Origin of the sequence: Xanthomonas sp. D-109 (assembly GCF_017746095.1) — a bacterium.
GTDB classification, from domain to species: domain Bacteria; phylum Pseudomonadota; class Gammaproteobacteria; order Xanthomonadales; family Xanthomonadaceae; genus Xanthomonas_A; species Xanthomonas_A sacchari.
This window is the reverse complement of the sequence record NZ_JAGHWV010000001.1, coordinates 698,194-716,299: the sequence shown is the minus strand read 5'-3', so window position 1 is coordinate 716,299 and position 18,106 is coordinate 698,194. Positions and strand designations below refer to the sequence as shown.

The following is an 18,106-nucleotide window of genomic DNA, read 5'->3' as shown; positions in this document are numbered from 1 at the left end:
CTGTTTCCGGAACGCTGATCATGTCCTCCGCCCGCCACACCCGCCTGTCCGGCCTGGAGCCGCTGCTGCTGACCCCGGACCTGCTGTTCGTCAACGTCGGCGAGCGCACCAACGTCACCGGCAGCGCGCAGTTCCGCAAGCTGATCAAGGAAGAGCGCTACGAGGAAGCGGTGGAGGTGGCGCGCCAGCAGGTCGCCAACGGCGCGCAGATCCTCGACGTCAACATGGACGAGGGCCTGATCGACTCGGAGAAGGCGATGGTGCGCTTTCTCAACCTGATCATGTCCGAGCCGGACATCGCGCGCATCCCGATCATGGTCGACTCCTCCAAGTGGAGCGTGATCGAGGCCGGGCTGAAGTGCCTGCAGGGCAAGAGCGTGGTCAATTCGATCTCGCTCAAGGAAGGCGAGGCGCAGTTCGTCGAGCACGCGCGCAAGGTGCTGCGCTACGGCGCCGCGGCGGTGGTGATGGCCTTCGACGAGGTCGGCCAGGCCGACACCTGCGCGCGCAAGGTGGAGATCTGCACCCGCGCCTACCGCATCCTCACCGAGCAGGTCGGGTTCCCGCCGGAAGACATCATCTTCGATCCGAACATCTTCGCCGTGGCCACCGGCATCGAGGAGCACGACAACTACGCGGTCGACTTCATCGAAGCGACCCGCGAGATCAAGCGTACTCTGCCGCATTGCCACATCTCCGGCGGCGTCTCCAACGTGTCGTTCTCGTTCCGCGGCAACGAGACCGTGCGCCAGGCGATCCACTCGGTGTTCCTGTACCACGCCATCGCCGCGGGCATGGACATGGGCATCGTCAACGCCGGCGGCATGCCGATCTACGACGAACTGGATGCGGAGCTGCGCGAACGCGTGGAGGACGTGATCCTCAACCGCCGCCGCGACGCCACCGAGCGCCTGCTGGAGATCGCCGAGCGTTACAAGAAGGCGGGGAATCGGGATGCGGGAACCGGGAATCGGGAAAAGCTGGCGTGGCGCGAAAAGACGGTGCGCGAGCGGTTGAGCCATGCGCTGGTGCATGGCATCGACGAGTTCGTCGAGGTCGATACCGAAGAGGCACGGCAACAGTCGACGCGGCCGCTGGACGTGATCGAAGGTCCGCTGATGGACGGCATGAACGTGGTCGGCGATCTGTTCGGCGCCGGCAAGATGTTCCTGCCGCAGGTGGTGAAGTCGGCGCGGGTGATGAAGAAGGCAGTCGCCTACCTGCTGCCCTACATCGAGGCGGAAAAGCTGCGCAGCGGCGACACCGGCAAGTCCAACGGCAAGATCATCATGGCCACGGTCAAGGGCGACGTGCACGACATCGGCAAGAACATCGTCGGCGTGGTCCTGGCCTGCAACAACTTCGACGTGATCGACCTGGGGGTGATGGTGCCCACCCAGACCATCCTCGACCGCGCCCGCGCCGAGAACGCCGACATCATCGGCCTGTCCGGGCTGATCACCCCGTCGCTGGAAGAGATGACCCACGTCGCCCGCGAGATGCAGCGGCAGGGTTTCTCGATGCCTCTGCTGATCGGCGGCGCCACCACCTCGCGCGCGCACACCGCGCTGAAGATCGACCCGCACTATGCGGCGCCGACGGTCTGGGTGAAGGACGCCTCGCGCGCGGTCGGCGTGGCGCAATCGCTGATCTCGCGCGACCTGCGCGCGGCCTTCGTCGCCGCCAACGACGCCGACTACGCCGAGATCCGCCAGCGCCACAAGAACCGCGGCGACGCCAAGCGCCTAGTGTCGCTCGCGCACGCGCGCGGCCAGCGCTTCGACGGTGGCTGGGACGCCTACACCCCGCCCGCGCCGAGGCAGCCCGGCCTGCACGTGTTCGACGACTACCCGTTGGACGACCTGGTTCCGCTGATCGACTGGACCCCGTTCTTCCAGGCCTGGGAACTGGCCGGCAAGTTCCCGGCAATCCTCACCGACGAGATCGTCGGCCAGCAGGCCAGCGAGCTGTACCAGGACGCGCGGGCGATGCTGCAGCGGATCGTCGAAGAGAAATGGCTGACCGCCAAGGCCGTGTTCGGGCTATGGCCGGCGCAGTCGGTGGGCGATGACGTTGTGGTCCTGACGGACCGGGAATCGGGAGACGGGAATGGGGACTCGTCGAGCGGGACTGCGCCGCTCGACCATTCCCGATTCTCCATTCCCCATTCCCTGCATTTCCTGCGCCAACAGGTCGACAAACCCGCCGAGCGCCCGGACTTCTGCCTGACCGACTTCATCGCCCCGCGCGACAGCGGCAAGCAGGACTGGATCGGTGCGTTCGCGGTCACCGCCGGCATCGGCATCGAGCCGCACGTGGCGCGCTTCGAGGCGGCGCACGACGACTACAACGCGATCCTGCTCAAGGCCCTGGCCGATCGCCTGGCCGAGGCGCTGGCCGAGCGCCTGCACCAGCGCGTGCGCACCGAGTTCTGGGGCTATGTCGACGACGAAGCGCTGGACAACGAGGCGCTGATCGCCGAGCGCTACCGCGGCATCCGTCCCGCACCCGGATATCCGGCCTGCCCCGACCACAGCGAGAAGCAGACCCTGTTCGCGCTGCTCGACGCCGAACGCAACGCCGGCATGTCGCTGACCGAGAGCTTCGCGATGCTGCCGACCGCGGCGGTGTCCGGTTACTACTTCAGCCACCCGCAGAGCCAGTACTTCGTGGTCGGCCGGCTGGGCAAGGACCAGCTCGCCGACTACGCCCGGCGCAAGGGCGTCTCGCTGCAACAGGCCGAGCGCTGGCTGGCATCGAACCTGGATTACGATCCGGAGTGAACCGGGACCCGCCGCCGGTACGCGCACCATCGCCTGCATCGCCACTCCCCAACCGCCTTCGCGCCCATCGCCGATGCCCATCTCCATCGCATCCCCGCTGAAGATCGTGGTCACCGGCAGTGCCGGCCGGATCGGCCGCGCGATCCACATCCGGCTCTCCCGCGAACACCGCGTCAGCGGCCTCGACCGCACGCCCTGCTCCACCGCCGACTGGGTCGGCGACCTCGACGATGCCGCGCTGCTGGCGCAGGCGCTGCAGGGCGCCGACGCGGTGATCCACACCGCCGCGCTGCATGCGCCGCACGTCGCGCACGTGCCGGCGGCGCGGTTCCGCCAGGTCAACGTCGACGGCACCCGCCACGTGCTGGATGCCGCCGCGGCGGCCGGCGTGCGTCGCATCGTGTTCACCAGCACCACCGCGCTGTACGGCAGCGCCGCCACGCCCGAGGGCACCGCGGGCTGGGTCGACGAGACGCTGGCGCCGCAGCCGCAGACCATCTACCACCGCACCAAGCTGGAGGCCGAGGCGCTGCTGCGCGAGGCCGCCGACCAGGGCGGGCCGAGCGTACGCATCCTGCGCATGTCGCGCTGCTTCCCGGAGCCGGTGAACGTGATGGCCGCGTTCCGCCTGCATCGCGGCATCGACGCGCGCGACGTGGCCGAGGCCCATGCCGCGGCATTGCGGCATGCCGGGCCGGCGAGCGCGACGTTCGTGATTTCCGGCGCCACGCCGTTCCAGCGCGAGGATTGCGCCGAACTGCACAGCGCGGCACCGGCGGTCCTGCACCGCCGCGCACCGGAGTTGGTGGACGCATTCAAGCAACGCGGCTGGACGCTCCCGGAGCGGATCGACCGCGTCTACTCGGCACAGCACGCGATGCAGGCGCTGGATTGGCGACCGCGCTACGGCTTCGAGGAAGTACTGGCGCAGTACGACCAGCACGTCCCGGAGGTGCTGCCGCCCGGCGATGGCGCGGCCGCGCGCGAGTAGGCATGCGGCGATAGGAACCAGAATCTCGCGCACTCCAGCACCACGAGACGCTTCGCGCCGACCCTCACCCCAACCCCTCTCCCGACTGGAGAGGGGCTTCGGGCTCAGCGCAGCAACACCGAAATGCCGAGGCCGCCCTGCCAGTCCGGGGTCTGCGACGACAGGCCGCGCAGCACCGACACATCCAGTTGCACGCGCTTGGCGAACAACCAGGTGACGCCGCTGCCGAGCGCACGCATGTCGTCCTCGCCGCCGCCGATGCCGGCCTCGACGTAGGCGCTCAGGGTGTCTCCGGCGTAGAAGGTATAGCTCGGCGACACGCTCCAGCCGGAGCCGTCCTCGCTGTCGCTGACATTGCCGTACAGCGCCAGGCTGCGGCCTTCGGGCAGGTCCCAGCCGGCGCTCACGCCCAGGTCGTAGCGGTGGCCGGCGTCGCCGTACGGCGCGCGCCCGACCGGCAGGCTGGCGCTGCCGAGCAGCGCCCAGGTGAAGCCGTCGCTGGCGCTCGGCAGCGCCTGCTTGATGCCGACGCTGCCGTCGCCGCCGCTGTGCCCGCGCCGATCCTGCCCGCCGCCGCGCACGCGCTGCCAGACCTGGCTGTCGATCGCCAGCTGCAATTCGGTGCTCGTGCTCAGGCCGAACCGCAGGCGGCTGTTGGCGACGTACTCGGTGCTGCGCACGTCGCCGTCGCGGTCGTAGCTGCCGTCGAAGAACGCCTGCTCCCAGGCCACCTGGCCGCGCTGCAGGGTGGTCGAGGCGAAGCCGATGCCGGGCCGGTCGAACGCGGGCGCGTCCTCGGCGCAGGCGACACCGGCGGCACCGGCATGGACGGCCAGCAGCAGCGCCCCGCGCAGCAGCGCATCGCCTCGGCGGCGCAACCGCGGCCGCCGACAGGCAACGGATGGCGGGACGACTGGCGATAGCCGCGGCGCGACGAAACGTGGAACGGGCATGCGCGAACTCCTTGCGACGCGGGAGGCGCAGGGCTGCGCCTCAGGGCACCGGCGGCGAGTTTGCCTGAATCGCAGCGAAATGGGACGTGAAGCCCGGCAGCAGCACGCGGTTGCCGTAGCCGCTGAGGTGGTCGGCGTCGAAGAACAACGGACGCCCGTCGCGGCGTCCGCTGCACTGCTGCGCGTCGCACAGCAGCGGCAGCGGATCCCACACTGAGGCATGCGGCAGTTGCGCGGCGATGCGCTGCAGGCTCTGCAGCACCGGCGCGCGATAGCGCTCCATGGTCGCGCGCGGGATCGGGATGCCGTGCGCGCAGATCGGATTGCCGCGGTTGAACCAGTCCGAGCAGCGGTACGGCGGCGCGCGCAGCACCGGCTTGGGCGCCTCGAAGACGATGCGCACGCCGCGCTGCGTCAGCGGCTGCAACAGCACCACCGCGGCCGTTTCGCCGGCGCTGCGCGCGGCCTGCGCGGCGGCGCCCTCCTGCTCGGCCATCACCGTCGTCTCGTCGAACAGGCGATCCTGGTCCGCCAGCCGCAGCACCCGCAACGCGGGCAGGAACAGCACGTCGCCGCTGCGCGCGTGCGCGGCGACGTCGGCCAGGGTGCTGCGTTCGTAGGCCTGGCAACCGGGATTGCCGGCCTGCCAGGCCTGCAGGCCGACGATCGGGCAACCGCCGACGCCGTACAGGCGCACCGGCACCCCGCTCTGCAGCGCGAAGCGTCGCAGCAGTTCGTTATAGGCCAGCGCATGCGAGTCGCCGGCGACGAACAGTTGGCCGCCATCGCGGTTGTGCAGCGTGCAGGCACCTCGCTCGAACAGCTTGGCGCTGCCCACCTGCACCGGCACCTGGCGGGTCTGCAGCGTGCACTGCGGGAACTCCCGGCGCAGGCCCTTGGCATACGCATACCAATCCAGCGGATGCCGGCTGACCGTGCTCAGCCCGTAGTAACGCTGGGTGTCCTGCAGCAGCGCGTGCGTGCCGGCGGCGAGCAGCACCAGCCCCACTCCGGCGACGATGGTCCGCGCCGGCGTGCGTGCGCGGCCGATCCGGCCATGCCGCCACGGCAGCTCCACCCAGCGGTACGAGGCCAGCGCCAGCAGCGCCACCAGCAGCAGCGCCGCGGCCCTGGTCGAGGCCGATTCCAGGCCGACGGTCCAACGCAGCAGCACGAACACCGGCCAGTGCCACAGATACAGCGAGTAGGACACGCGGCCGATCGCCACCGGCACGCGATGGGCCAGCGCGCGGCGGGTCCAGCCGGCCGGGGCACCGTGCAGCAACGCCAGCAGGCCGAGCGTGCCCAGCACCGGCCACAGCCCATCCGGCCACGGCGAGTGGCCGGGACGCGCACGCCACAGGCCGACCGCGACCGCGCCCAGCGCCACCGCCAGCAGCGGCGAGCGCCAGTTCCAGGCGCCCGGCGGCGGCGCCTGCGTGCCGGCGTCGAAGCGTCCGCGCAATGCCAGCACCTGGTACAGCAGCACGCCGCTGCCGAGTTGCCAGAAGCGTGCGGTGGTCAGGTAGAACGCCGCCGCGGCATCGCCGGCATCGCGACTGCGCAGCCAGGCGAACGCCAGCGAGGCAGCCGAGGCCAGCGCCACCAGCAGCGTCGACCACAGCCGGCCGCGGCCGCCGCGGTTCCAGGCCAGGAACAGCAGCGGGAACAGCAGATAGAACTGCTCCTCCACGCCCAGCGACCAGGTGTGCGTGTACGGATTGAATTCGGCCTTGGGCGAGAAGTAGTCGTTGCCGGTCGCGGCCAGCACCCAGTTGCTGAGGCCGACGAAGGCCATGCGCCCGGTCTTGGCGCTGGTCTCGCTGAGCCAGGACTCGGGAATGAACAGGCCGCTGGCCAACGCCGTGAGCAGCAGGCACACCACCAGGGCCGGCGCGATGCGGCGCATGCGCCGCGCGTAGAACTGCGCGAACACGCCCAGCTGTCCGGCCGCCGGCAGGCGCTGCAGCGAGGCGCTGACCACGAAGCCGGAGATCACGAAGAACATGTCCACGCCGGCGAACCCGCCCGGCAGCCATGCCGGATCGAGGTGATAGGCGATCACCGCCAGTACCGCGATCGCGCGCAGCCCGTCCACGTATGGCAGGTAGCCGCCCGCGTGCGGCGGCGTGCGCAGACGCCCGGCGTCCTGCGTGCCCGTCCCTGGCAGCGCCACGCTTACCAGACCAGATCGTCGGGGATCTGGTACTTCGGGTCGGCGTAGGGGTCTTCCTCGGCAGGCGCGTTCGGGTCGACCCGCAGCGCCACCGCCGCCGGGAAGATCGCTTCGGCCTGGTCGAGCAGCGCCGCGGTCACCAGCAAGTAGCGGCCGTTCTGCTGCAGCACGCCCAGTTCGCCGGCGTTGAGCGCCTTGAGCTGGTCGGCGGTGACGTAGATGCGCTTGATCTTGCCGCCATAGGGGAAATGGCGGGCGATGTCGGCCTCGGCGTGGTTCAGCGCCTGGCCCTTGAGCAGTTCGTCGAGCCTGGCCCGCGCCTCACGGCGCAGGCGCGCTTCTTCCTGTTTCTGCCGCTCCGCCTCGATGCGCTCGTCCTTCTCGCGCTGGGCGCGGATCGCGTAGGCCTTGGCCAGGTCGATGTCCTCGCGGCTGCGCTGCGGCCGCGCCGCTTGGCCGCCCGCACCCTGCGGCTTACCGTGACCCTGGCCGTGCGGACGGCCACGCCCGCCGCCGGGCTTGCCGGCATTGGGTGCGCCGACGGGCGCGCGCTCGCCGCGCGCCCCGGCCGGTGCCGGGCGCTGGCCCGGCCGTCCCTGCGGCCGCGGCGCGGCAGGCGGGGCCTTGCGTTCGGGTTTCGGCGCAGGCTTGAAGCCCAGGCCCAGCAATTGCTCGCGGAGGGTATCGCTCATCGGGACGGCATCGGTCGGTTCGGGGGATCAGTAATGCGGCGGCGGCGGTTCGTCGGCCGGGTCGGCGTAGAGCGTGCTGCGCACCTTGCCCAGATCCTCGAGCAGGTGACGCAGCAACTCGGCGTTGCGCTGGCTTTCGATCCGCGCTTCGGCCAGGGCATCGCTCATTTCCGCCAGCGCCTGCTCCTGGAAGGAGAGGCGCGTTTCCAGCTCGATCAGGCGGTTCTCCAGCAACCGGTCCTGGGTGGAAAAATCATGCTGCATGGATCGAACGTCCGCGGCCGATGCCGTAGTACGCCAGGCCGAAGCTCTCGATTTCCTGCGGATCGTAGAGATTGCGGCCATCGAACACCACCGCATCGCCGATCAGCTCCTTCATGCGGGTGAAGTCCGGGCTGCGGAACTGCTTCCATTCGGTGACCACGGCCAGCGCATCGGCGCCTTCCAGCGCGTCGAAGGCATCCTCGCAGAAGTGCAGATCGTCGCGCTCGCCGAAGATGCGCTTGGCCTCGTCGGTCGCCTCCGGATCGTAGGCGCGGACCGTTGCGCCCGCTTCCCACAGTTGCGCGAGCAGGCGGCGGCTGGAGGCGGCACGCATGTCGTCGGTGTTGGGCTTGAACGCCAGGCCCCACACCGCGAAGGTCTTGCCCTTCAGCGACTGCGCCGCGCCGTAGTGGCGCTGGATCAGTTCGTACAGATGGCCCTTCTGCGCCTCGTTGACCGCTTCCACCGCATCCAGCAGCCTGGGCGCGTGACCGTACTGCTGCGCGGTGCGCGCCAGGGCCTGCACGTCCTTGGGGAAACACGAGCCGCCGTAGCCTGCGCCCGGATAGATGAAGTGCCAGCCGATACGCGGATCCGAGCCGATGCCCTGGCGCACCTTCTCCACGTCGGCGCCGACGCGCTCGGCGATGTTGGCGATCTCGTTCATGAAACTGATCTTGGTCGCCAGCATCGCGTTGGCCGCGTACTTGGTCAGTTCGGCCGAGCGCACGTCCATCTCCACGATGCGGTCGTGGTTGCGGTTGAACGGCGCGTACAGGCGGCGCAGGCGCGCGGCCGAGCCGGGCTTGCTGCTGCCGATGACGATGCGGTCCGGCCGCATGCAGTCGGCGACCGCATCGCCTTCCTTGAGGAACTCCGGATTGGAGACCACGTCGAAGTCGATCGCCTCGCCGCGTGCGTCCAGCTCGGCGGCGATCGCCGCACGCACCTTGTCGGCGGTGCCCACCGGCACCGTGGACTTGTTGACCACGATGGTCGGCCCCTGGATGTGCTGGCCGATGGTGCGGGCCACCGCCAGGACGTACTGCAGATCTGCGCTACCGTCCTCGTCCGGCGGCGTGCCGACGGCGATGAACACGATATCCCCATGCGCGATGGCGCTGGCCGCATCGGTGGTGAAGAACAGCCTCCGTGCGGCGTGGTTGGCCTTGACCATCGGCGAGAGGCCAGGCTCGTAAATCGGGACCACGCCCTTGTTGAGCCCATCCACTTTGGCCTGGTCGATGTCTACGCACACCACATGGTGGCCGACTTCGGCCAGACAGGTTCCGGTGACGAGCCCGACATAGCCGGTGCCGAATATCGCTACGCGCATGTAATCTCCTTTCGGTTATTGAAGGATGTTCAAAAGTTCCACGTCGAAGGTCAACATCGCATCCGGGCCGATCGGGCCGCCCGGCGTTCCCTGCGGGCCGTAGCCCAGGTTGGACGGAATCCAGAAGCGGTACTTGGACCCCACCGGCATCAGCGCCACGCCCTCGCTCCAGCCCGGCACGACCTGGTTGAGCGCGAACTCGGCCGGCTGGCCGTTCTTGTACGAGCTGTCGAAGACGGTGCCGTCGAGCAGCTTGCCTTCGTAGTTCACCCGCACCTTGCTGGTGGAGGTGGGCCGCGGGCCGCTGCCTTCGCGCAGCACCATGTACTGCAGGCCGGACGGGGTGGTGATCACGCCCTTCTGGTTCTTGTTCTGCGCCAGGAAGGCATTGCCTTCCTGCTTGTTCTTGGTCGCTACCGCGGCCTGCTTGGACGCACCGAAGGCCTGCAGCGTGGCCATCGCCTGCTCCTGGGTCATCGCGGTCTGGCCCTTGGCGAACACCGTGCGCACCGCGCCCATCAGCGTCGGCAGGTCGATGTCGTTCTGGATCCGCGCCAGCGACGGACCGACCGCGCGGTCGCCCAGCATCAGGCCCACGTTCTCCTTGGACACCGGCGGCGGCTGCGTGCCCGGCGCCATGCCCGGCACCGGTTGGCCGTTGCGCACGGCCAGCTGCGTGCGCAGCGCGGTATCGGTGGCCTGGGTCTGCTCATCGGACAGCAGCGGCTTGCCCTGCTTGAAGGCGTTCTCGATCGCGCGCTGCATCGCGTCCACGTCGATGTCCTGGGCGATGGGCTCGAACGAGCGCGCCACATCCATGCCGATCGCGTAGCTGACCTTCTGCTTTTCCGTGCTCAGCGTCGTCGCCGTGCTGCCGGCCGCCGGCGCCTGCGCGGACGCATGACCGGCGACCATCGCCATCCCCACCACCAGCGACGCCACGGCGCCGCGCATTCCCATCTTCATTCGCTACTTTCCCTGGAAGTGAACTGTGTACTGGATGCGCCGGGGTGGCGCGGAGGCCGGCATTGTCGCACGCGCGGCCGAGATGTTGACCCGCTTTCAGTGCGACGCCGGCTGCGCTTTCAGTTCGCGTTCGATGGCACTGCGCAAGGCCGGATCGTCGGGCGTGACCTTGCTCGGAAATTGCGCGACCACATGCCCGTCGCGCGCGATCAGATACTTGTGGAAATTCCAGCCCGGCGCCACGCCGGTGGCCTGGGTCAGTTGCTTGTACAGCGGCGTCGCGTCGTCGCCGATCACATGCACCTTCTCGAACATCGGGAACTTCACCCCGTAGGTGAGCGTGCAGAATTCCTGGATCTGCTTCTCCGATCCCGGCTCCTGGCCCTTGAAGTCGTTGGACGGGAAGCCGAGCACGCTGAAGCCCTGCGCCGCGTACTGCTGCTGCAGTTTCTCCAGGCCGTCGTACTGCGGGGTGTAGCCGCACTTGCTGGCGGTATTGACCACCAGCAGCACCTTGCCGCCGTAGGTCTTGTTCAGGTTCACCTTGTCCTTGCCGGCCAGCGGACGGTAGTCCCGGTCCAGCAAGGAGCCCGCCCAGGCACTGCCGACGGTGCCGGCAGCGGCCAGGATCGCGAGGAAAAACAGACGCTTGGAAAATTTCATGGGGCACCGTCGAAAAGAAAAGGGGAGTGACGCACGACCAGGTCGAAAGTTGGGCCTGCAGCGTGTTGACATGCCGTGTAACGGTGTTATAGTTAAATACAACACCACTCACCCAGAGCAGGTCCCACGATGAACCTCAAACGCCTCCAGCGCAGTCTTCCGGCCCTGGTCATCGTCGGCACCCTGCTCTGCGCGAGCTGGATCGGCGCCCAACGCCACCAGGGACGGCCGCTGGATTATGGCGCCAGCACGCCGCACGACGACAGCGCCGCCGGCGCCGCACCTTCCAACGTCCCGACGGTGCGGCGTCTGCGGGCCTCGCTGTCCGTGCCTTATTTCTCCTTCGCGCGCACCCTGCGCCCACGGAGCTGACCATGAGCGATATCCAATGGAGCGACGGCGCTCCGATCTACCGCCAGCTGAAGGACCGGGTCATCGCGATGATGCTCGACGGCATCCTCAAGCCCGGCGACGCCCTGCCCTCGGTGCGCCAGGTGGCCGCCGAATACCAGCTCAACCCGATCACCGTCTCGCGCGCCTACCAGGAACTGGCCGACGAGGCCCTGGTCGAGAAGCGCCGCGGGCTGGGCATGTTCATGACCGAGGAAGCGGCGCAGAAGCTGCGCGGCAGCGAACGCGATCGCTTCCTCAACGAAGAGTGGCCCCTGGTGCTGGAACGCATCCAGCGCCTGGGCCTGACATTGGAAGACTTGTTGCCACCGGGGAAAACGCCATGACTGCCGCTGTCGCCGCATCCGAATCCGTCGTCTACGCGCAGGGGTTGCGCAAGACCTACAACCACAAGCCGGCCCTGGCCGATGCGTCCTTCACCATCGCGCCCGGCCGCATCGTCGGCCTGATCGGCCCCAACGGCGCCGGCAAGACCACCGCATTGAAGGCGGTGCTGGGCCTGACCGCCGTGGAAGGCGAACTGCGCGTGCTGGGGATGGACCCGCGCAAGCAGCGCGACGCGCTGATGAACGAGGTGTGCTTCATCGCCGACGTGGCGGTGCTGCCGCGCTGGATGCGGGTGAGCGAGGCGATCGACTTCGTCGCCGGCGTGCATCCGCGCTTCGATCGCGCCAAGTGCGAGCGCTTCCTGGCCAACACCAAGCTCTCGCCCAAGCTGCGGGTGCGCGAGATGTCCAAGGGCATGATCGTGCAGTTGCACCTGGCGCTGGTGATGGCGATCGACGCGCGCCTGCTGGTGCTGGACGAGCCGACCCTGGGCCTGGACATCCTGTACCGCAAGGAGTTCTACCAGCGCCTGCTGGAAGACTACTTCGACGAGCAGAAGACCATCGTCATCACCACCCACCAGGTGGAGGAGATCGAGCACATCCTCACCGACGTGCTGTTCATCCGCGACGGTCGCATCGTGCTCAGCGCCGACATGGAGCACATGGCCACCCGCTACACCGAACTGCTGGTGCCGGCCGAGCGCATCGAGGCGGCGCGCGCCTTGCAGCCGATCGACGAACGCGGCCTGCCGTTCGGCAAGTCGGTGTTCCTGTACGACGGCGTGCCGCAGGCGCAACTGGCCGCACTCGGCGAAACCCGCACTCCCGGCCTGGCCGACCTGTTCGTCGCCATCATGAAGGGCACCTACGCATGAACGCTCCCGCCAAGACAATCTCTCCCGTGTCCACCTTCACGTGGCTGCTCAAGCGCGAATTCTGGGAACACCGCGGCGGCTTCCTGTGGGCGCCGGTCATCACCGGCGGCATCGTCGCCACGCTGTACACGGTGCTGTCGATCATCGGCAGCATCGCCGGCCGCAACCATGGCGGCAGCTCGCGCCTGAACGACGTCCAGTGGGATGGCCAGGCCCAGAACGCCCACCAGATCATCGGCGCGGTCGGCGACGGCACCATGCTCGCCGGCGTGGTCCTGGCCTGCATCGTGGTCGGCTTCGTGGTGTTCTTCTATGCGCTGGGCGCGCTGTACGACGACCGCCGCGACCGCAGCGTGCTGTTCTGGAAGTCGCTGCCGCTGTCGGACACCAGCACCGTGCTGTCCAAGGCCGCCTGGGCGCTGTTGCTGGCGCCGCTGCTGGCGATCGGCGTCGGCCTGCTGATCGGCCTGGCGCTGTGGGTGGTCACCGCCCTGACCCTGTCGGTCAACGGCATCCCGCAGAGCACCGCGGTGTTCACCGAATCGCACCCGCTGCGCATCATCGGCATGGTCCTGGCCGCGCTGCCGGTGCAGGTGCTGTGGTCGCTGCCGGCGATCGGCTGGCTGATGCTGTGCTCGGCCTGGGCGCGCAGCAAGCCGTTCCTGTGGGCGGTGCTGATCCCGATCCTGGGCTGCGTGACCGCCAGCATGATGGGCATCCTGCCGATGCTCAACGTCAACCACAACCTGATCTGGTACACCGTGGTCTATCGCGGCCTGCTCAGCGTGCTGCCGGGCAGCTGGGGTCCGGTGCTGAACGAACAGGTGGCCGAAACCCACATCAGCGGTCCGCAGGACCTGGTCAACGCGATCCATCTCGGCGACACCTGGGTGCTGTTCCGCGATCCCGACCTGTGGATCGGCGCCGCGGTCGGCGTGGCCTTCATCGTCGCCGCGATCTACGTGCGCCGCTGGCGCGACGAAGCCTGATCGCAACGCCGTCTCTCTTCCCATTTCCGCAAGGAGTTTTCCGATGTACAAGACCCTCGCCGTGTGTGCCCTGCTGTCGCTGCCGGCCATCGCCATGGCCGACGACTGCAAGTATTCCGAACCGCGCGAACTGAAGCTGGACCTGGCCGGCGTCAAGTCGGTGCTGCTGGACGTGCAGCAGAACGACCTCAAGCTCACCGGCGCCAGCGGCGGCGACTCCACCCTGCGCGGCCGCGCCTGCGCCTCCGACGCGGACATGCTCAAGGAGTTGACCCTGCGCCAGCGCCACGACGGCGACACCCTGGTGGTGACGCTGAAGCACGAGGGCAAGATCCACGGCATCAGCGTCGGCAACCGCTACGCCTATCTCAACGTCGCCGGCAGCATCCCGGCCAACCTGCCGGTGCAGCTGCAACTGGGCTCGGGCGATGCCGAGATCAGCGGCGTGGCCTCGCTCGACGCCAAGATCGGCTCCGGCGACCTGCATGCGCAGAACATCCGCGGTGCGGTCAGCGCCACGGTCGGCTCCGGCGACATCGAACTGCGCAATGTCGGCAGCGTGGCCCTGCCGACGCTGGGCTCGGGCGACGTCAAGGCCGACCAGGTCGGCGGCGACGTCAAGGTCGGCACGGTCGGCTCCGGCGACCTCACGGTGCACGGGGTGCGCGGCGGCGTGCAGGTCGACAGCGTCGGCTCCGGCGACGTGCAACTGCGCGATGTCAGCGGCAGCGTCGCGGTGCAGACCGTGGGTTCCGGCGACCTGGATGTCGGCACCGTCGGCGGCAACCTGAGCGTGCAGAAGGTCGGCAGCGGCGACGTCACCCACCACGGCGTGCGCGGCAGCATCAACCTGCCCAAGCCGCGCTGATCCGACGCGCCACCTTCTCCCATCCGCACGAGGACACGCCCATGCAATTCCGTTCCCTGTCCCTGGCCGGTGTCGCCCTGGCCGTGCTGTTCTCGCTCAGCGCCTGCCAGCGCTCCGGCTCCTCGAACGACCGCGTCGTGGTCGACCACGGCGGCGCGCAAAGCCTGACCTTCCTCAACGGCGACCTCACCCTGAAGGCCAATGGCCAGCCGCCGGCCACCATCACCCGCGACGGCAAGCTGCTGATCGACGGCAAGCCGGTCGCCCTGGACGCCGAGCAGCAGCGCCTGCTGCTGGCCTACCGCGGCCAGGTCGAAGCGGTGGGCAAGCAAGGCGTTGAGGTCGGCAAGGCCGGTGCGGCGCTGGGCGTGAAAGCGGCCGGCGATGCGATCAACGGCGTGCTCAGCGGCGACACCGACCATATCGGCGAGCGGGTCGAGGCGCAGGCCGACAAGATCAAGCAGGCCGCGCTGAAGATCTGCGACCAGGTCGCCGCGCTGCGCGCCGCGCAGGATGCGCTGATGGAGAAGGTGCCGGCGTTCCGCCCCTACTCCACCCTCGACGACAGCGACGTCAGCGACTGCAAGCACTCGGCCGCATAATCGGCGGCAGCCACGCTGCCGCGACCATCGTCCACGAGCGTCCGTTGAGTCCGCGCTCCACCCGGCAGTCGTGCAAACGTCTGCCGGGCGGGTCGCGGTTTCAGCGGGCGTAGCGTTTCGCGCCGGCCACACAGACCATCGCGACCAGGGTCACCGCCAGCATCGTCCAGCTCACCGTTTCGTGCAGCAGCAGCGCGGCCAGGCCCAAGCCGATGAAGGGCTGGAACAACTGCAGTTGCCCGACCGCCGCGATCCCGCCTTGCGCCAGACCGCGGTACCAGAACACGAAGCCGATCAACATGCTGAACAGCGAGACATAGCCCAGGCCGAGCCATGCCGGCATGCGCACAGTGCCGAACGACGCGGGCTGCGTCAGCAAGGCCAGGGACACCATCAGCGGCAGCGACAGCACCAGTGACCAACAGATGACCTGCCATCCGCCCAGCGTGCGTGACAGGCGCGCGCCCTCCGCATAGCCCAGCCCACACAGCACGACCGCGGCCAGCATCAGCAGATCGCCCTGCCACGAGGCGTCGATCCCGCCGATCGCCGCATAGCCGGCGACGCTGCAGGCACCGGCCAGCGAGAACACCCAGAACGGTGGACGCGGGCGTTCGCCGGCGCGCAACACGGCGAAGACGGCGGTGCACAACGGCAGCAGGCCCACGAACACGATGGAATGCGCCGAGGTGACGTGCTGCAGCGCCAGTGCGGTCAGCAGCGGAAATCCGGCCACGACCCCCAGCGCCGTCATCGCCAAGGCGGGGAGCTCGGCGCGGCGCGGACGCGGTTGCCGAAACCCGAGCAGGAGCGCCAGCCCCAGCGCGGCGGCAATGCTGGCGCGGGCACAGGTCAGGAACACGGGGGAAAAATCGGCGACCGCGACGCGCGTTGCGGGCAACGACCCCGCAAAAATCATCACGCCGATACATCCATTGATCCAGCCACCGGTGGTTTTTTCCATGCGCTTCTCCGTCTGCATCGCCGTTGCAGTAGACGCCTCGCGGGACCGATCCGGCCAGATACGATCCAATACGGTTTCGCAGTACTGTTACGGCTCAAGACCCAGTACAGCTGACGAAAGTGGACAGACCCGCAGCACCCGGCACGCGCATCGATGCGGTGATGGCCGACATCCGCGCCCGCATCGCCAACCGCACCAGCCTGCCGGGAGCGCGCCTGCCCTCCGTGCGCGCGCAGGCGCGCGCGCTGCGGGTGTCGGTGTCGACGGTGGTGGAAGCCTACGAGCGGCTGGCGGCCGAGGGCGCGATCGCGGCGCGCCCAGGGTCGGGCTTCTATGTGGCCGGGTCGGTGGCCCCACTGGCGCTGGCGCAACTCGGCCCGAAGCTCGACCGGCAGATCGATCCGCTGTGGGTGTCGCGGCAGTCGCTGGAAGCGGATGCGCGCGTGCTCAAGCCCGGCTGCGGCTGGCTGCCACCCGAATGGCTGTACGGCGCGGGCATGCGTCGCGCACTGCGCACGCTGGCGCGCGCCGACACGCAGGAACTGACCGAGTACGCCACGCCCCTGGGCCACCCCGGCTTGCGCCAGTTCCTGTCGCGACGGCTGGCGGGCAATGGCGTGCAGGCGCCGCCCGAACAGATCCTGCTCGCCGAATCGGGCACGCATGCGATCGACCTGATCGGCCGTTTCCTGCTCTCGCCCGGCGACACGGTGCTGGTCGACGACCCGTGCTACTTCAATTTCCATGCCTTGCTCAAGGCGCATCGCGTGCAGGTCGTGGGCGTGCCCTATACGCCGAACGGACCGGACGTGGCGCACTTCGAAGCGGCGCTGCGGGCGTATGCGCCGCGGCTGTACATCACCAATTCGGGGATCCACAACCCCACCGGCGCGATCCTGTCCGCGACGACGGCGCACCGGCTGCTGCTCCTGGCCGAGGGCTCGGACCTGGTGATCGTCGAGGACGACATCTTCGCCGACTTCGAGACCAGCCCCGCCCCGCGGCTGGCGGCCTTCGACGGCCTGGCGCGGGTCATCCAGATCGGCAGCTTTTCCAAGACGGTGTCGGCGTCGCTGCGTTGCGGCTACATCGCCGCACGTGGCGACTGGATCGAAAGCCTCGCCGACCTGAAGATCGCCACCAGCTTCGGCGGCGGCCGGCTGGCGGCCGAGGCCGTGCTGATCGCCCTGACCGACAGCGGCTACCGCCGGCATCTGGAGACCTTGCGGCGGCGCCTGGCGGAGCAGATGGCCAGGACGGTAGAGCGGCTCCAGGGTCTCGGCATCCGACCCTGGCTGATTCCGCGGGCCGGCCTGTTCCTTTGGTGCAGGCTGCCCGCGGGCATGGAGGCCGCAGCGATCGCGCACGCCTGCCTGCAGGAAGGCGTGGTGCTGGCGCCGGGCAATGCGTTCAGCCAGTCGCTGAGCGCGGGCGATTTCCTGCGCTTCAACGTCGCGCAATGCACCGACGAGCGGATGTTCAGCGTGCTCGCGCGCGCCATGCAGTCCGCTTCGAACTCACGCAGATGATGCGCGGCCCGCGCGCCTCGGCACGACCGCAGCCGCCGCACGTTCTAGAATGCCCGCACTCCCCCACTGCATCGCCTCCATGAAGAAGACGCTGTTCGCCTGGTTCTCGCTGCTGTCGCTGTGCCTGCTGCTCGCCGCCTGCGGCGGACGCGGCGGCGAGACCGCCTCCTCGCGCGCCGAGCGCAGCAAGCCGCGCGTGGCGGTGGACAGCATGAACGTGATGCTGCGTCGCGCCCCGGCCGCCAACGCCACCATCGGCCCCGATGGCAGCCTGCGCATCGACGACATCGAACTGCCGCTGCCACCCGCGCAGCGCACCGAACTGCAGCAGTTGTTCATGCACCTGCAGATGCAGCGCCAGCGCACCCTGGAGATCGCGGCGCCGGACCCGAACATGCGCTCGGTGGGCTTCGCGCCGACCCCGGAAATCACCGAAGCGCAGGCGGCGGTGTTGCGCGACATTCCGTCGCTGCAGCCGTACCGCGACAGCTTCGACAACCTGCAGGCCGAGCGCCGCTGAGGCGTGCCGGCACAAGAGCGCCTCCAGTAATGATGGAGGCATTTCTGTAGGAGCGGCTTCAGCCGCGATGCGCCTTCACGGTAAAGCCCATCGCGGCTGAAGCCGCTCCTACACAGGGGCTTGCGACGCAGCGCCTGGGCGCGATGTGGAAGGAACGTCAGTCCCGACGGCGGCCAGGTTCAACCGCCAGCATGC

At 68.9% G+C, this 18,106-nt stretch carries 18 protein-coding genes; 10 read left to right on the top strand and 8 right to left on the bottom strand.

Annotated features, from left to right (window positions below):
• Positions 1 to 20 precede the first annotated feature (20 nt).
• Positions 21 to 2,783: a methionine synthase gene (metH, locus tag J7357_RS03020; RefSeq protein WP_209244781.1), complete on the top strand. Its 2,763-nt coding sequence runs from the start codon at positions 21 to 23 to the stop codon at positions 2,781 to 2,783.
• Between the two features lie 73 nt (positions 2,784 to 2,856).
• Complete coding sequence (locus J7357_RS03015) at positions 2,857 to 3,774, top strand: NAD(P)-dependent oxidoreductase (RefSeq protein ID WP_244667193.1); 918 nt, start codon at positions 2,857 to 2,859, stop codon at positions 3,772 to 3,774.
• Positions 3,775 to 3,878: 104 nt separating this feature from the next.
• Here J7357_RS03015 and J7357_RS03010 read toward each other — a convergent pair whose 3' ends face one another.
• From J7357_RS03010 to J7357_RS02980, 7 genes are all read right to left on the bottom strand, one after another.
• Positions 3,879 to 4,652 (bottom strand): transporter, encoded by a 774-nt coding sequence (locus J7357_RS03010; RefSeq protein WP_209244780.1) that lies wholly within the window; start codon positions 4,650 to 4,652, stop codon positions 3,879 to 3,881.
• A gap of 115 nt (positions 4,653 to 4,767) precedes the next feature.
• A complete protein-coding gene (locus J7357_RS03005) occupies positions 4,768 to 6,903 on the bottom strand; it encodes an acyltransferase family protein (RefSeq protein ID WP_209244779.1) in 2,136 nt (711 codons plus the stop codon).
• Between the two features lie 2 nt (positions 6,904 to 6,905).
• Positions 6,906 to 7,595, bottom strand: a complete 690-nt coding sequence (locus J7357_RS03000) for a DUF2058 family protein (RefSeq protein WP_209244778.1) — start codon at positions 7,593 to 7,595, stop codon at positions 6,906 to 6,908.
• A gap of 27 nt (positions 7,596 to 7,622) precedes the next feature.
• Entirely contained in the window at positions 7,623 to 7,859 is a 237-nt protein-coding gene (locus J7357_RS02995) for a SlyX family protein (RefSeq protein ID WP_010344225.1), read from the bottom strand.
• Positions 7,849 to 9,195, bottom strand: coding sequence for a UDP-glucose/GDP-mannose dehydrogenase family protein (locus tag J7357_RS02990; RefSeq protein ID WP_209244777.1), 1,347 nt, complete (start codon positions 9,193 to 9,195; stop codon positions 7,849 to 7,851). The genes J7357_RS02995 and J7357_RS02990 overlap by 11 nt, the downstream gene beginning before the upstream one ends.
• A gap of 15 nt (positions 9,196 to 9,210) precedes the next feature.
• The gene (locus J7357_RS02985; protein WP_209244776.1) at positions 9,211 to 10,161 is read right to left on the bottom strand and encodes an FKBP-type peptidyl-prolyl cis-trans isomerase; all 951 of its coding nucleotides are present in this window, start codon (positions 10,159 to 10,161) and stop codon (positions 9,211 to 9,213) included.
• A gap of 96 nt (positions 10,162 to 10,257) precedes the next feature.
• Complete coding sequence (locus tag J7357_RS02980) at positions 10,258 to 10,824, bottom strand: glutathione peroxidase (RefSeq protein ID WP_244667192.1); 567 nt, start codon at positions 10,822 to 10,824, stop codon at positions 10,258 to 10,260.
• Positions 10,825 to 10,953: 129 nt separating this feature from the next.
• Between J7357_RS02980 and J7357_RS02975 the strand changes: the two genes are divergently transcribed.
• Genes J7357_RS02975 through J7357_RS02950 form a run of 6 tightly spaced genes read left to right on the top strand, consistent with a single transcriptional unit; the run spans position 10,954 to position 14,898 of the window.
• Complete coding sequence (locus J7357_RS02975; protein ID WP_209244775.1) at positions 10,954 to 11,196, top strand: hypothetical protein; 243 nt, start codon at positions 10,954 to 10,956, stop codon at positions 11,194 to 11,196.
• 2 nt (positions 11,197 to 11,198) lie between these two features.
• Positions 11,199 to 11,561: a GntR family transcriptional regulator gene (locus J7357_RS02970; protein WP_010344230.1), complete on the top strand. Its 363-nt coding sequence runs from the start codon at positions 11,199 to 11,201 to the stop codon at positions 11,559 to 11,561.
• Positions 11,558 to 12,439 carry an ABC transporter ATP-binding protein gene (locus tag J7357_RS02965; protein WP_209031284.1) on the top strand — a complete coding sequence of 294 codons (882 nt, stop codon included), beginning with the start codon at positions 11,558 to 11,560 and terminating at the stop codon, positions 12,437 to 12,439. The genes J7357_RS02970 and J7357_RS02965 overlap by 4 nt, the downstream gene beginning before the upstream one ends.
• Positions 12,436 to 13,428: an ABC transporter permease gene (locus tag J7357_RS02960; RefSeq protein ID WP_209244774.1), complete on the top strand. Its 993-nt coding sequence runs from the start codon at positions 12,436 to 12,438 to the stop codon at positions 13,426 to 13,428. The genes J7357_RS02965 and J7357_RS02960 overlap by 4 nt, the downstream gene beginning before the upstream one ends.
• A gap of 43 nt (positions 13,429 to 13,471) precedes the next feature.
• Positions 13,472 to 14,296: a DUF2807 domain-containing protein gene (locus tag J7357_RS02955; protein WP_019799768.1), complete on the top strand. Its 825-nt coding sequence runs from the start codon at positions 13,472 to 13,474 to the stop codon at positions 14,294 to 14,296.
• A 41-nt stretch (positions 14,297 to 14,337) separates the two neighbouring features.
• Positions 14,338 to 14,898, top strand: coding sequence for a DUF2884 family protein (locus J7357_RS02950; protein ID WP_209244773.1), 561 nt, complete (start codon positions 14,338 to 14,340; stop codon positions 14,896 to 14,898).
• Between the two features lie 100 nt (positions 14,899 to 14,998).
• Here the strand turns inward: J7357_RS02950 and J7357_RS02945 are convergent, their stop codons facing one another.
• Positions 14,999 to 15,862, bottom strand: coding sequence for a DMT family transporter (locus J7357_RS02945; protein ID WP_209244772.1), 864 nt, complete (start codon positions 15,860 to 15,862; stop codon positions 14,999 to 15,001).
• A gap of 161 nt (positions 15,863 to 16,023) precedes the next feature.
• On the opposite strand from J7357_RS02945, the gene J7357_RS02940 reads away from it, so the two are divergent.
• A complete protein-coding gene (locus tag J7357_RS02940) occupies positions 16,024 to 17,391 on the top strand; it encodes a PLP-dependent aminotransferase family protein (protein WP_209244898.1) in 1,368 nt (455 codons plus the stop codon).
• Between the two features lie 79 nt (positions 17,392 to 17,470).
• Positions 17,471 to 17,911, top strand: a complete 441-nt coding sequence (locus tag J7357_RS02935; protein ID WP_209244771.1) for a hypothetical protein — start codon at positions 17,471 to 17,473, stop codon at positions 17,909 to 17,911.
• Positions 17,912 to 18,106: the final 195 nt, after the last annotated feature.